The sequence below is a fragment of the Lentimicrobiaceae bacterium genome, from assembly GCA_023227965.1.
Classification (GTDB): domain Bacteria; phylum Bacteroidota; class Bacteroidia; order Bacteroidales; family JALOCA01; genus JALOCA01.
Window position 1 is genome coordinate 18,578 of sequence record JALOCA010000006.1, and the last position, 16,179, is coordinate 34,756.

The 16,179-nt window shown below is 39.4% G+C and carries 6 protein-coding genes; 4 read left to right on the forward strand and 2 right to left on the reverse strand.

The genetic code is table 11. The features are described 5' to 3' along the window. A complete protein-coding gene (locus M0R21_03275) occupies nucleotides 1-2,235 on the reverse strand; it encodes a T9SS type A sorting domain-containing protein (GenBank protein MCK9616837.1) in 2,235 nt (744 codons plus the stop codon). A 171-nt stretch (nucleotides 2,236-2,406) separates the two neighbouring features. Between M0R21_03275 and M0R21_03280 the strand changes: the two genes are divergently transcribed. Beyond that, nucleotides 2,407-5,163, forward strand: a complete 2,757-nt coding sequence (locus tag M0R21_03280; protein MCK9616838.1) for a hypothetical protein — start codon at nucleotides 2,407-2,409, stop codon at nucleotides 5,161-5,163. Between the two features lie 12 nt (nucleotides 5,164-5,175). Here M0R21_03280 and M0R21_03285 read toward each other — a convergent pair whose 3' ends face one another. Further along, nucleotides 5,176-6,615, reverse strand: coding sequence for a lyase family protein (locus M0R21_03285; GenBank protein MCK9616839.1), 1,440 nt, complete (start codon nucleotides 6,613-6,615; stop codon nucleotides 5,176-5,178). Between the two features lie 129 nt (nucleotides 6,616-6,744). On the opposite strand from M0R21_03285, the gene M0R21_03290 reads away from it, so the two are divergent. From M0R21_03290 to M0R21_03300, 3 genes are all read left to right on the forward strand, one after another. After that, nucleotides 6,745-9,612, forward strand: coding sequence for a PD-(D/E)XK nuclease family protein (locus tag M0R21_03290; protein ID MCK9616840.1), 2,868 nt, complete (start codon nucleotides 6,745-6,747; stop codon nucleotides 9,610-9,612). 121 nt (nucleotides 9,613-9,733) lie between these two features. Further along, nucleotides 9,734-11,761 carry a response regulator gene (locus M0R21_03295; GenBank protein ID MCK9616841.1) on the forward strand — a complete coding sequence of 676 codons (2,028 nt, stop codon included), beginning with the start codon at nucleotides 9,734-9,736 and terminating at the stop codon, nucleotides 11,759-11,761. 39 nt (nucleotides 11,762-11,800) lie between these two features. After that, nucleotides 11,801-16,162, forward strand: coding sequence for a response regulator (locus M0R21_03300; protein MCK9616842.1), 4,362 nt, complete (start codon nucleotides 11,801-11,803; stop codon nucleotides 16,160-16,162). The last annotated feature ends 17 nt before the right edge of the window (nucleotides 16,163-16,179 follow it).

Sequence of the window (16,179 nt, forward strand, 5' to 3'; positions counted from 1 at the left end):
CTAATGACAAATCATTATTTTTTTCACAATTAATCCAATCCTGCAAAAATAAACCCCGGCATGCAATGTTGAAACATCGAGGCTTTCGCCATTGCAAATAATGCTTCGTTTTATTATTCTTCCTGTTAAATCAAAAATACTTATTTTGTAAGGTGATGAATTAGCGTCAAATGAATTTTTGATGAAAATAATCTGGTTTGCAGGATTGGGATAAACGAAAAATCTTTCAGCAATGCCGGGCTTTTCGTCAACATCCATTTCGGAAGAAGAAACACCCTGATAAAAGGTAACTCCACCCGAATAATTTCCTGCTATCATTTCCGGGTATCCATCGCCGTTGAGGTCTTTAACCGTAACAGCATTTCTGCTGCCATTATTTATGAAAAGTAATGGATTTTCAACGAGTGTAAAAGTGCCCGACAGGTTGTTCGAAATATTATTGTAGTAAAAAATATTGCCAAATTCCGAGCCACAGAACAGACACATTTTTCCTTTTTTATCATGGAAAAAACAGGGTGTGGAAAATCCGTCGTACGATAACAGGGTATCCGTAACATCTACATTGCCTAAATTATCTGTAACGAAAGTGAAATAAGGCTGAGCTTGTGTTCCGGTATTTTGGTAAAAACTGATGGTACCGTCTTGTTTCCCAATAACAAGATCATTTAAACCGTCGCCGTTAAGGTCGAAAAACTGGGGGGCGCTGTAGCCCCCTACGTCAATGCCTGCAAAAAACATGTCTGCAATTTCGTATTGCGGCAACCCATTTTGTATTCCCGTATTTTTAAAAAATATTACATTTCCGGATGCATTTCCCAGTAATAAATCGGATTTCCCGTCGCCATCGAGGTCGGCAAAAGCAGGATATGCTGCCCTGATTTTTAATGATGAAATATTGCCTAAATCTTCAGTAATCAACTTGTAAACGGGAAGTTTTTCGCTGCCCGTGTTTTTGTAAAAGGCAAGTTGCGCATGGTAACGCGTAAAAAGACTTCCGTGTAACATCCAAGAAGAATCGAGAGTTCCATAGTTTCCGATAACCACATCGGTTAATCCATCGGCATCTATATCTTCAAAAACGGGGTAAGCTCCCGCTCCCGCATCTATCATATCTTTTTGCAGAAAATTTTTCCCTGATAAATAAAATTTAGGCAAAGTATTACTTCCATAATTATAATATAACCAGCAACTTTTTTTATTTTCAGCGTTATCAAAAGTGGGATCAAAAGGGGAAACAAAAAGGTCGTTAACATTATCATTATTTATATCGAGATAGGACGCGGCAGGAAATGAAATTAAATGCACTGCAGCAGGGGCAGGAAAAGCAGTATCTTGTGCTGTTATCAATGCAGAGTCGGTTGTCCCCCCGTTTTGGAGGGCTATCAATTGCGGATATCCCACATCTCCAATCAACAGGTCTTTCAGTCCGTCATCATTCAGGTCGAGGGTGAGCAGGGTAGAACCCGTATGTAAAAGGGGTATTGCGGGACGTGTATCCTGATTATAAGGGCATGGAACATTAAGAGTGAGTATATTACTTTCGGTACCTTCACGGAAAAACCCCCAGCATTTTTCATCCAGAACAAAATCGAGGCTATCGCAATTACCATATTTTTCCATGGAAATGTTTTTATGCAATTCCACGTACGATCCTAACCCGAAGAAAGTGAGGATATCAAGATCCCCATCCCCGTCAAGGTCATCAATCACAGGATAATCGGCTAATGTAACCAGCAGATTAACATACCCTCCGTATTGGTACGATAGCAAAAGAGGTGTTTCCAACCTGAAACGAGGCACACTGTCGGAAATATTTCTGAATACTTTTATTCCACCTGTTGTGTAGGTAAAAATATCGGCTTTTCCATCGCAGTTGAAATCACGAAGAAGTACCCATTCTTTCAGTTCAGGAAAATACTTAATGTATCCGGGCGCAAAACTGTACAATGGTACTCCCTGTGTTCCTTTGTTTACAAAAGGAAGAATACGGTTGCCATTTCTGTCGAATGCGAGCAGGTCGTTAAGGGTGTCGTCATCAAGATGAATGTTCCCTAACTGGCAGGAATTTATACCGCCAGCCCAGGGAAAGGTATAAGGACTGCCATCAGATTTTTGCACTACAACCGTATCGTTTCGTACAAAACCGAAATCGTGGTACTGCTGTGCCTGCAAAACCATGGGTATAAAAAAAGCAAAAAAAAGCTGAAAAATAACGAGTAACGTATTTTTAATCATAGCAGGTAAATGTAAACAAATTTTAATTTGTAATAAGTATTTTTATTCACCCTGAAAGGGAAAGGCATTTTAATAGAAAATATTTCCCAAAAACAGTAACCTTAGCATAATTTTCCTAAATTTTCATTTTAATGTTAAAAAACAACAAATTACACAATCTGAAAACTATTTATGTTATTTTTGCACCCCATGAAAAATGGGAACGTATTTATTGAGAATGAACTAATATCATTGCATATTGTTTTAAAAGCCATGTGTTTTTCAAAAAGGATTCTTTTATTGACGGTATTTCTGTTCCTGGTATTTTTTAATATTCGGGCACAGGATACGGTTAAGATAATGTATTATAATGTGCTAAATTATACTACTGCTAAAAACCAGTGGTTTCGTACGATTTTTGATTATTACCATCCTGACATAATGGTTCTGAGTGAAATGAATTCGGATGCTGATGCCGTTTCTATATTAAATCAGGTAATAAACCGTAATGGTGCAAACAACTATTCGAAGGCTGCATTTACCGATGGTCCTGATTCGGATAATGCCTTGTTTTATAATAATGAAAAAATTGGATTGTCGTTTCAGGATACCATTCAAACCGACTTGCGGCTGATTAACAGATATCACCTGTACCAACTTCCGGCAACCTCCGATTCAGTAATTTTTGATTGTTTTGGTACCCATTTAAAATCATCGAATGGTCCGTTTAATGAGCAAAAAAGGTATTTGGAATGTCTTGCTTTTAAAAATTATCTTGAAACGCAAACTACGGGGGAAAATATATTGTTTGGGGGTGATTTTAATTTTTACAGTTCATCGGAACCTGCTTATACCTTGCTCACAACTACCGGAAACTTCTTGCTGAATGATCCCGTAAACCGTCCCGGCAACTGGGACGACAATGCAGCTTTTGCCGACGTACATACGCAAAGTACACGTGTACGTGCTTTTGGTGGTGGAGCCACAAGCGGAATGGACAGTCGTTTCGATTTTATTCTTCTCTCTTCGGGTTTGATGACACAAACCTCATCTGTTCATTATATTCCTGATAGTTATTATCCCTTGGGAAACGACGGATTGCATTTTAATGATTCTCTGCTCCGGTTACCTCTTTCTGCAACTGTTCCCGACAGTGTAACTTATGCTCTTTACAATTTATCCGACCATTTGCCGGTGGTGTTGAAAATAAAAGTTAACTCAACAATAGCCACGGGAAACACCCTGAATTTTTGCGGTTTTCCAGGAAATGGGTATGTTGCTACTCCTGTTGCAGCTTTTACCATAGAGGTACGGAATGCCGCAAATCAAGTCAACACGGCTTTTTCAGGTACTGTTACCCTTGCCCTTTCAGAAGGCAATGGTACGATGACGGGCACTTTATCAAAACAGGTAGTAAATGGGATAGCTACATTTAATGATATTCAGTTCAGCACCATAGGCAATTACAGGATTGCAGCTTCTACGGTAAACGCAACAGCCGATACCTCTTCAGTTATTAAAATAATACCGGTACCCCAACCCGAAATGCAGGAATTAGTAATTCCCCGTTTTATGGGATGCAAAACAGCTTCCTCTGCAAATACAGCTCGAACACCGGTAGCTTTTTGTATTAGCTTGAATAATTTATCTCCCAACACTATGTACAATTTAAAAGCGGGCTTGGCACTTGTTAGCGAAGCCGCAACCATTTTTGGTGCAGGTAATGTGTGGAATGGTACTTTTTCTTCTCAAACAATCACTAATGCATTTATTACAGATAATCAGGGATCAAGTGGTCCATTGTGGATTTTTATTCAACCTACGGGTAATGGTACCCGCTTTGATGCGGGACAAGTACACAACCTGAGAATAGCTTATTACACAGGTTCCGTAGCTCCCGGGTCTCCTCTTTTTGTAGGTGAAAAAACCATAACAGCACTCGATATTGCACCAACAGCCCGTACTACTTTCGCAAACGACGACGGTGCTTTTATAAAAGGTTCGGCTGATGTTTCGGCAAACGGAAAATATGTTTTGCTTTTTAATAATGTTTCGGGAACCGGAGACCCGGTGTTTGCCTACCAGATACGAAATGCCATTCCTACCAGTGCTATACAAACGGGACTTCCTTCAATAATTAACGACGTTTACATGCAAAGCGGTACCAGCAATACGGGTGACTATTCTGCCGTAATTCCAATCGGCGCTAATAATCCGCAGGGAATACGCCGGATTGAAGCCAGAAATGCAGATAACACCATTTATGCATACAATACTGATGATGACGGAATTTGGTCGTCGGGTGCAAATACCACAACCATTGCACGCAAAAATGTTGCAACTATTACACTTGCAGACGCTCCGCTTATTCCGGTAAAAACACTTAATTTGAAGCTTTTTATCGAAGGGCTTTATAATGAAAACGGAACGATGAACTGTGCACGTAACGAAAATAATTTTCAGTATGCCAACAATATTGCCGATAAAATTACGGTAAATCTTCACGATGAAATTTTACCATATTCCCCGGTTTTTAGTGCTTCCGATGTTTCCTTATTATCTGATGGAAACGCTACAGTACAATTTCCTGTTTCTTTTTCAAATAGTTATTACATAAGCGTCGCTCAAAGGAACAGCATTACCACATGGTCTGCTACCCCTGTTTCCATGGAAGCAGTAACCACCTTTTATGACTTTACTACCGCTGTTACCAATGCGTATGGTGATAATCTTAAACATGCTGGAAGTAATTTTTTGATTTTTAGCGGAGACATTAACCAGGACGGATTTGTGGATTCCGCTGATATGTCCTTACTCGGTAATGATGCTACCAATTTTATTATGGGCTATCTTGCAACTGACATCAACGGCGACGGCTTCGTTGACAGTGCTGATATGACCATAGTTGATGACAACGCCGGAAATTTTGTTTCGAGTATTACTCCTTGAAAACACCTTGTTTTATAGTATTTCCTCAATAGTAAAACCAAGTTTTAATAACTGTTCCGGCTTGAGAATTTTTCTGAGCTTTTCTTCATCTATGAAAGATAATAAAGCGTTTGCTTCGAAGATGGATATTTCCTCCGTTTTCATAACACGGGCAAGTTGTGATGCTTGGTGATAACCAATGTAGGGGATTAAAGCCGCGGTGATAGCCGGACTCAAAAATAACTTGTTTTCGGCGACAAGGGGAAGCACTTCCAGCCCGTCGAATAAATTGTTTTTTAAAGTTGTATTGCAAGCAATAAGGAGTTTCAGGCTGTCGAGCAGGGCATGACCAATAACAGGAATGTAAGCATTCAGTTCAAGACAACCTTGCGCGCACAACGAAGTAATCAATACATCGTTGGCATAAATTTTATGTGCGGCACTGATAGTGAATTCCGGGATTACAGGGTTAATTTTCCCGGGCATAATAGAACTCCCAACCTGGCGGTTGGGAATGCGGATTTCGTTTTGTGAAACAATATCTGCTGCAAGAAGCCGAAGGTCGGAAACAATTTTTTCAAGGTTAACGGCATGGGCTTTCAGGATGGCATGAATTTCGACAAAGATATCAAGATTGCTTGTGGCATCGGCAAGATTTTCGCTACGGGTTACCGGTAATCCCGTGATTATTTGAAGGGTTTGTACCACATCCCTGATAAAAAACCGTGGTACTGCAACGCCCGTTCCGATGGCACTTCCTCCCAAGTTAACCACTTTTATCCTTTCAAAACATTTGGAAATCCTCCACCAGTCGCGCGAAAATGCTTCACTGTACGTTCCGAAAAGTTTGCCATACGATGTTGGAACCGCTTCCTGCATTTGGGTGTACCCTGTACGAAGAGTGTTTCTGTACCTGTTTTCAAGTGTTTCGATGCTATTACGGCTTTGATTAATAGAACCTTCCAAGTCATTGAGCAAAAGCATAATCGCAAGTTTCAGCGAAGTGGGAATTACATCGTTGGTACTTTGAAAAATATTGACATGCTCAATAGGGTCAATAAGCTCGTAATTTCCGGGTTTATTACCCAGTTTTAGCAAAGAGGCATTAGCAATAATCTCATTTATATTCATATTGATGCTTGTTCCTGCACCTCCGTTTACCGCAGGAACTATAAAATTGTCAAAATATTTCCCCTCGCTTATTTCGCCGGCAACAGCAATCAAAACATCGAGATGCTCTTCCTTCATCAGTTTGAGCTGGGGAGGGAGTTCTCCATATTTTTCTTTCAGCGCCTGGAAAAAATTTTTGCAACTCAGGTAACAGGCTAATTTTACTAAACCAACAGCCTTGTACCATTCTGGAAAAAAAGGAGTTGTGTCAGGGAAATTTTCTTTTGCCCGTAAAGAATGAATTCCGTACAAAACTGCATCAGGAATTTCTTTTGTTCCTATGTAATCTTTTTCTATACGCATAGCGCTTTCTTTGTTGGGTAAAAGTACAAAAACATTCTATTTCCCGATTTATTTTGCATTTGGAATTGTCTGTAAAAATTTCGTAGGTTTGGAAAATAAAAATTAAGTGATTTATCGTCTCAAACCTGAATGTTTGTACAACCATTTTTATTAAAAACTGCCGAATATCTCATTGATAATTACGGAAATAATATTAGTAACCTTTGTGTCGTTTTCCCCAACCGCAGAGCGGGATTGTTTTTGCAAAAATACCTTGGTCGAAAACTAAAAGAAACCATTTTTTTACCTTCGGTTTTTTCTTCCGGCGACTTCATGATGAAAATGGCGGATTGCCGCCTGGTTGACCCTATTGCTCTGCTTTTTGAACTGTATGCTGTACATTGTTCGATAGAAAAAGAAAACGCATCGGCATTCGACGATTTTATGAGTTGGGCGCAACTGATGCTCAACGACTTTAATGAGGCAGACATGTATATGGTACAAACCACCGATTTATTCGGATATCTTACCGAAGCCAAAGCTCTGAAATTGTGGAATCCGGAAGGTATTGCTCTTACTGAATTCGAAATCCGGTACTTAAGGCTTTATAATTCTTTGCAAACCTATTACACTTCGCTTGCTGAGCGGTTACAACAAAAAAATCTGGCATACGAAGGGCTGGCATACCGCCGCGCCGCCGAAAATATGCCTCTGAAAGTTCAAACTTTACCTTGGGAAAAAGTTGTTTTTGCTGGTTTCAATGCACTCACGAAAGCCGAAGAGGCAATTATCGAAATGCTGGTTGACCAAAAAAAAGGAGAACTTTTATGGGATTCGGACGTCTATTACACTGCTAATCCCATGCAGGAAGCTGGGAAATTTATCAGGGATTATCGTCTGAAGTGGAATGACCATGTATTTCGTTGGGAAGAAAATTTTCTTTCGGCTTTACCGAAGAAAATACAACTTATTGGTGTCCCTAATACTATAGGTCAGACTAAAATTGCAGGCGCGCTACTGCAAAACCTGCCCGACCTGCCTGAAGAAGTTGAGAACACTGCCGTGGTTCTTGCCGACGAAAGCCTGCTCGTTCCCGTTTTAAACTCTATTCCGCAAAACATCAAAAAATGCAATGTTACCATGGGTTTCCCATTGAAACTTACCTCTTTATATAATTTGTTGGATAGCATCTTTACTCTTCACGAAAATACGTCTATATATACAAATAAAAATAAAGATAATTTATTTCCGCAATATGGCGATAAATATTATTATCGTGATGTGCTAAAAGTACTTCTACATCCGTATATCAGGCAAATTATTGAAGTTATGGGAAGAGAAGATGTTCTGTTTTCCGCACAGCCGGTTTTGGATGAAAATAAAGTGTTTTTTGCGGCTGCAGATGTTTATAAATTGTTCACTAAAACCCATTTTAAAAACCTCGATATTTTATTGCCTGTTTTTGACCCATGGAATGATAATGCCGGAACTGCATTGTTAAACCTGCAAAAAATAATTGATAACCTGAGAGTGGCATTAAAAAACTCTCAATCGGAAGATAAAGCTGTATCTATTGAAAATGAGTTTCTTTTTGCTTTTGCAAAATTAATAAAACGACTAAAAACCCTTCTGGAAAATTACGGAACGCTTTCAGTTGCCACATTGCACAAGTTTTTCAATCAGCTTTCCGGAACCACAAGCCTGCCATTTTACGGCGAACCTCTTTCGGGAGTGCAATTGATGGGTATGCTCGAAACGCGGAACCTCGACTTTAAAAATATTATTCTGCTTTCGGCAAATGAAAATACGTTACCTTCCGGAAAAACAACCCATTCATTCATCCCCTATGACATCCGGAAAGAATTCGGTTTGCCTACCTACCACGACCGTAATGCTATTTTCGCCTACCATTTTTACAGACTTTTACAACGGGCTGAAAATATTTATTTGGTTTACAATACACAATCAGATGAATTGGGTGGAGGAGAAAAAAGTCGCTTCCTGCAACAGCTCCTGCAGGAGTTACCCGTAAAAAATCCGGAAGTGCAAATACACGAAACCATCGTTTCGCAGCCATTGGGTAGCGATACGACAAATTATTCAATCCAGGTGGCTAAGAACCGTTTTGTTTCCGACCGGCTGCTCGACATGGCAAAATCGGGTTTTTCTCCTTCTTCTTTAAGCGCTTATATCACATGTTCGCTCCGATTTTTCTACCAGGAAGTCATCCGTCTCGGTGAGCCCGAAAAGGTGGATGAAACTATTGATGCGGCTACATTTGGAAAAATTGTCCACGCATCGGTTGGAGCTTTGCTGGGTAATTATACAGGTAAACCATTACAAACGGAGTTTATTACAAGAGAAATACCCGGAGTGGAAGATGTGGTAAACCGGAAATTTGCAAGTATTTACAAAAGCAATGACATCCGTTTGGGGAAAAATCTGTTAATGGCAAAAGTTGTTTGCCAGATGATTAAAAAGTACCTTTTGTATGAAAAAGAAGAAATAGAAATCCTTGGGAAAAAAGGAATACAGGTAGTAATTAACAAATTTGAACAAAAACTGCAATCCACTATCAGCGTGAACGGACTTGCTGTTCAACTCAAGGGCTTTGCCGACAGGGTAGACACGCTAAACGGCAAAATACGGATAACCGATTATAAGACAGGACAAGTTACCCCTGAAGAACTAAAAATCAATGAAATTGAACAAGTATTTACTGATCCCGGCTTTTCAAAAGCCCTGCAGTTGTTGATGTATGCATATTTGTACCATCTGCAATTTTCATTGGAAAATCCACCCGAAACCGGTATCCTTTCAATGCGTAATCTGAGTAAGGGATTTATAAAACTGAAGATACATGACGAACCGGAACTTAGCAAAGCTTCGTTAACCGTTTTTGAAGAATATTTGAACATATTGCTAAGTGAAATTTTTGATACTCAAGTCCCTTTTACACAAACAAAAGATATAAATAACTGCAAATATTGTAATTACAAATTAATTTGTAACCGGTAAAATAATAAAATAAGTTCTTATTGATTGAATATTTTTTTACATTTGTAATGCGGTTATATTTATATCCTTTGAAGGAAATTACCAACAGGAATACTGATATTTAACGATTAATAGTGAAGAAATGACAGAAAAACAAAAATTTAATATTCTGGTAGTTGACGACAGGCCTGAAAATCTGCTTACTCTCGAAAGCATACTCGAAAGCCCTGAACTCAACATTTACAAAGCCTCCTCCGGAAACGAAGCGCTCGGATTAATGCTTGAACAGGATTTTGCCCTTATACTTTTGGATGTTCAAATGCCGGGAATGGACGGTTTTGAAACCGCAGAACTGATGCGTAGCAGCGAAAGAACACGCAATATCCCTATCATTTTTGTAACAGCTATTAGTACCGAACGCAAACATATTTTTAAAGGATACGAAAAAGGTGCGGTAGATTACCTTTACAAACCACTTGATTTGGAAATTCTTAAAAGTAAAATCAACGCTTTTGTTGATTTTTTCAAACAACAGCGTGAACTTGAATTTACTACGAGACAACTGGAAAAAACGGTTTCAGAGTTGCACAAAGCCAAGGAAATTGCCGAAGAAGCCACCAAAGCCAAAAGTTCATTTCTGGCAAATATGAGCCATGAAATTCGTACTCCTCTCAATGGAATCATCGGAATGGCAGACCTGATTCTGATGGATAAATTAAATGATATTCAAACAGAAAGGGTGCATGACTTAAAAAATTCTGCAGAATCACTCCTCGAAATTATCAATGAAATACTCGACATATCAAAAATTGAAGCTGACAAACTTGACTTGGAAGAAATTGATTTCAGCCTCAGAAAGGTTGTGGAAAAAGCAGTCCAGTTGCTTTCGGTGAAATCATTTGAAAAAGAAATAGAACTTATTAGCCGCATTGCGCCCGATCTCCCTGATGTTTTTGTAGGCGATCCCTTGCGGATACGGCAGGTTTTGATCAATCTACTGGGGAATGCCATTAAATTTACCCACAAAGGACAGGTAAAAATAGATGTTTGCAAAAGGCAAACCCTGGGGAAAGCCATTGAAATAGAGTTTTCAGTAATAGATACCGGTATTGGAATTCCACAGGAAAATGTGGAAAACTTGTTTTTATCGTTCCGGCAAGCCGATTCGTCAACCACCAGAAATTATGGCGGAACAGGCTTAGGACTTACCATTTCCAAAAAAATTGTGGAAATGATGGGAGGAAGGCTTGAGGTGGAAAGTACCGTAGGTATAGGCAGTAGATTCTACTTCAGAGTGATACTGAATCAGGGGAAAATGGAAAGCCACGAAAACAAAAATATTTTAAACTATTTGGAAAACAAAAAAATACTTCTCCTCGACGATAATGCTGATGTACGGAATGTTGCTTCAGAAATTTTGGATTCCCTGAAAGTAGATCATAAAGAAGTCGCTTTAGCACCCGAAGCCCTGGAAGAATTGGTGCTGTCGTCCGGGAATAAAACCCGCTATGATATATTGTTAATTGATAGCCAAATGCCCAATATTGGTGTTTTTGATGTTCTCGAAATTTTTAAAAATGAAATCAATAAGGAGTATATTCCTGAAATGGTAATACTTACAACTAATAATTCTGCCGTTGATATCAACAGATTTCGCGAATTTGGTATCCGCAACTTTTTAAGTAAACCGTTACTTACTTCCGAAATGCTTCGTCTGTTCAACAGACTACTCAACCCGGATACGGTTACAGAAACTACTGCAGAATCTGTCGAAAAAAAGCCCGTTGCTTCAGGTAAAAACAGAATATCCATACTTATTGCAGAGGATCAACCAATTAATCGAAAAATTATTATTGGGTTGCTGCAAAAAAAAGATTGGGAGATTGTAATAGCCGAGAATGGAGAGGAAGCCCTTGAAAAAGTAAAACAACGACAATTCAACGTAATCCTGATGGACGTACAAATGCCTAAAATGGATGGGTTCGAATCCACGCAAAAAATACGGGAATACGAAAAAGCGTTGGGCATTCACACTCCCATTATTGCAATGACAGCTCACGCCATGAAAGGTGATAAAGAAAAATGCCTTGCTGCCGGTATGGATTACTACATTTCAAAACCGGTTGATTCGAAAGAACTCTTCGATATAATCGAAGTATCTGTACAATAACTTATCTATGGGTATTGTTGCATTTTATGACACAACATTATGACGAAAACACAACAAAAGGCAACCGGCGGTGGAAAGCCCCGGAAAATATTATTTTTTGAGCCATCCCTCCATATAGGTGTGGGGAAAGGTTTGTTTATCTGGTTTCTGCTTATTTCATTCATACCCTTGGCTACGGTTAGCTACATCAACTATATGAATGCGTTTAAGGGACTTACTATCGTAGCTGAAAAATCACTGGTTACCACTTCCAAACTCAGGGCTGAAAACATCAATACCTTTTTTACCGAAGTTGAAAATTCGCTGTTGCTGCAAATAAAACTGGAGTCGAATGCCGACTTCTTTTCAAATTTATACAATGAGTTTGAAAAAAGCGGGAAACCTGCCGGTGTGTTTGTTACTTCTGATTCCTGGAATTCTCTTACCACCCAAAAAAGAAAAGAACTTGCCGAAGTCCGTGATATCAACGATTATTATGATTTCCTGTTTATTGATAAAGAAGGAAATATTCTCTTTTCTCTCAACTCTGATAATGCGTTAGGAAAAAATATAAACAATGGCACTTTGTCGCAAACCCTTTTTGCAAAAACCTGTAAAAAAATCCTTGCTAACGAGCAACCTGCTTTTTCCGATCTTGAAAAGAAAGAAAACGCCACCATTTCCGGAATGCTGGGAAATATAATAAATGACCCGAACGGAAATGTGTTGGGAGTATTAGCCATTGAAATTACCATGGGGCAAATCAACAGGATCATTCAGGATGGAGTGGGTTTGGGCGAAACGGGTATAGCTTTCGTTATAGGCGAAGACAGGAAATTGCGTTCAGCTACACGTTTTGAAGGAGAAGATGTTATTCTTACCAAAACAATTAAAAACGAAAATGCCAAAAGATGGGAATATTCGTTGAAAAAGCTGCTTTATGGTGCCGATTTACGCAACGAACCTTATATTGACGGAAAGGTTTCGGCATATGCCAACAATGATAATATTTGGGTATATGGAATCATTCGTACCATAACCTCACTCGAAAAATTAGGTGTTCATTGGGCTGTTATTGAGGAAATCAATCATTCTGAATCGTTTGCAAATACCAAAGAACTGGCACGAACGGTAAAAATATCTATTTTTATTACTGTTTTTGTAGTTTTTATTATTGCTATTATTGTTACCAAACGATTTGTCAACCCGCTTAAAGAGTTGTCTGCCTGGGCAAAGCAGGTAGCCCGTGGAGAATTGGTTCAGAAAAACATACGTGCACCCCGCAACGAGGTGGGCGAAATGAAAGACAGTTTCAACCGTATGGTAAATTCTATTCTAAAAATAGCCCTGGTGAGTAAGGATATTGCTTTGGGAGATTTTGATAAAAAAGTGGAAATACACAGTGACCAGGATGTGTTAGCCATATACATGAACCAGATGATTGACAGCTTCCGCAGCGTTGTTGCGCAGGCTAATTCTATTGCAAAAGGGGATTTTTCTGCCAATATTTCGCCCCGCAGCGAACATGATACTCTCGGCATTGCATTATACGATATGACCCGTACTTTGCGCGACAATACCAAAACTCTTTACGAACAGGATTGGCTTAAAACCGGACTCAGCGAAATGAGCCAGCGGATGAGCGGGAAAAAAGACTATAACGAACTTGCCAACGAAATAATTTCATTCCTTGTACAATACAACAGTGCGCAATTAGGATTATTTTATAAAGCTTCTGAGAATAATACTCTTACTTTAGAAGCTACTTTTGCATTTTACGATAAAGACAATAAATACAAAAATATCAATTTCGGCGATGGTCTTGCCGGGCAAGTAGCCCGTGAAAAAAAAGCCCTCGATTATATTAATGAAAACGATAACCTTCCGACTCTCAACCTGGGAATAGGTGAAGTAATTCCTTCCTATTTTTATGCTGTTCCATTTAGCTATGAAAATGAACTTGCAGGGGTTATTCAATTGGGTTCGATGACAAGATTTACCGAATTGCAGATTGCTTTTCTCGATTCGTGCATGGAAAGAGTGGCTGTTGCAGTAAACGCCGCCCAATCCCATACCAAACTTCAGCAATTGTATCTTGAAACACAGGAGCAAAAGGAAAAACTACAGGTACAGCAGGAAGAACTCAGGCAAACCAACGAGGAACTGGAAGAACAAACCAAAGCCTTGCGCATTTCGGAGGAAACCCTGCAGGCACAGAAAGAAGAACTTAGTGTGGTAAACGAAGAACTGGAAGAACGTACACGCGCCCTTGAAAGAGAAAAAGATAAAATAAAAGTTAAAAACTCGGAACTGGAAAAAGCAGGACAGGAAATTGAAAAAAAAGCCCGCGATTTAGAACAGGCAAGCCGTTACAAATCGGAATTTCTGGCGAATATGAGCCATGAACTACGAACCCCTCTCAACAGCATCCTCGTTTTATCCCAATTAATCGCCGATAATTCCAAAAAAAATCTCGAAGAAAAACAAATTGAATTTGCCAAAACCATACATTCATCCGGCACCGACCTGCTGACACTGATTAATGAAATCCTTGACCTATCGAAAGTTGAAGCCGGTAAACTGGAATTGAACGTCGAAAAAATTTATATCGGCGACCTTGTAGTCCAACTTGAAAAAACTTTTAAGCCCGTAGCCACCAACAAAAAACTCGATTTTACCTGTACAATTGCTCCTGAAATTCCGGAAACAATAGAATCAGATTGGGTAAGAATACATCAGATTTTAAAGAATTTATTATCCAATTCGTTGAAATTTACAAATAAAGGTAAAGTATCTCTCGAAATCAGCCGACCTAATGCTTCACAAAAACTCAATAAGAAAGGTCTTACTCATCAAAATACCATAGCTTTTAGCGTTTCCGATACCGGTATCGGAATTCAGAACGACAAACTCAAACTGATTTTTGATGCCTTCCAGCAAGCTGATGGTACTACCAGCCGAAAATATGGAGGTACGGGTCTCGGACTCAGTATTTCAAAAAACTTTGCCGACCTTCTTGGCGGAGAAATAACGGTAGAAAGTAAAGAAGGTATGGGTACAATTTTTACACTTATTCTTCCCGAGAAATGCATATTGCCTCCAAAAGAAACTTCGGCTGCCCTTGTGAAAACTGAAGAAAAGGAAAAACCTGCCTCCGTTTTTTCTGAAATTGTTGTTGAAAAAGAAATTAAAGAAGGTAAGCCGCAACTTCCAGAAGTCCATGACGATAAAAGCACTATACGGAAAGGGGATAAGGTGATGCTAATTATCGAGGACGACCTAAATTTTGCCCGGGTTCTTTACGATCTTGCTTCGGCAAAAGGATTCAAATGCCTTATCGCTCCTGACGGCGAAACCGGACTTCATTATGCAATTATTTACAAACCAAGCGCAATAACCCTTGATATCGGACTCCCGGGCATTAACGGATGGGAAGTAATGGATACCCTCAAATCGAGCTCCGAAACCCGCCATATCCCCGTTTATTTTATTTCTGCTTCCGATAAAAACGTCAAAGCGTTAAAAATGGGTGCAATAGGATACCTTACCAAACCTGTAAGCCTTGATCAGCTTAACAAAGCCTTCGAAAAAATCGAAAAATACATCTCCAACACTACAAAAAAATTGCTGATAATTGACGACGAAGCCATCATAAGAAAAAGCATTATTGAGTTGATAGGAAGCGAAGGTGTAGAAACTACTGCAGTAGAAAATGGCAATGAAGCTTTTGAAATACTTAAAAAAGAAACCTTTGATTGCATAATACTCGACTTGGGGCTAAAAGATATGTCGGGATTTGACCTGCTTGAACAAATCCGGAAACAGGACGAAATGGCAGAAATCCCGGTAATTGTATATACTGGTAAGGAACTTACCCATGAAGATGAAGAAAAACTGCAGAAATATGCTGACAGCATTATCATAAAAGGAGCCCGTTCTCCGGAAAGGTTACTTGCCGAAACAAGCCTTTTCCTGCATCGCATGGAAGCCAGCATGCCCGAAAAAAAACGGCAACTACTTAAGTTAGTACATGATAAAGATGCAGTTTTTAAGGGGAAAAAAATACTCATCGTGGATGATGACATGCGAAATGTTTTTGCTCTTACCAGCGTATTAGAGGCAAAGGAAATCAGAATTATGGTGGGGAAAAACGGAAAGGAAGGTATTGAAAAACTAAATGCGAACCCTGACGTTGACCTGGTGCTGATGGACATTATGATGCCGGAAATGGATGGCTACGAAGCCATGCGAACCATTCGCAAGGACAGTAAATTTCTTAAACTGCCAATTATCGCCCTCACCGCGAAAGCCATGAAAGATGACCGCGAAAAATGTATTGCCGCAGGTGCCAACGATTATATGACCAAACCCTTCGACACCGAAAAGCTGCTTAGCCTTTTGCGCGTGTGGTTGTATCACTGAAAACCATCCTTGTTTTC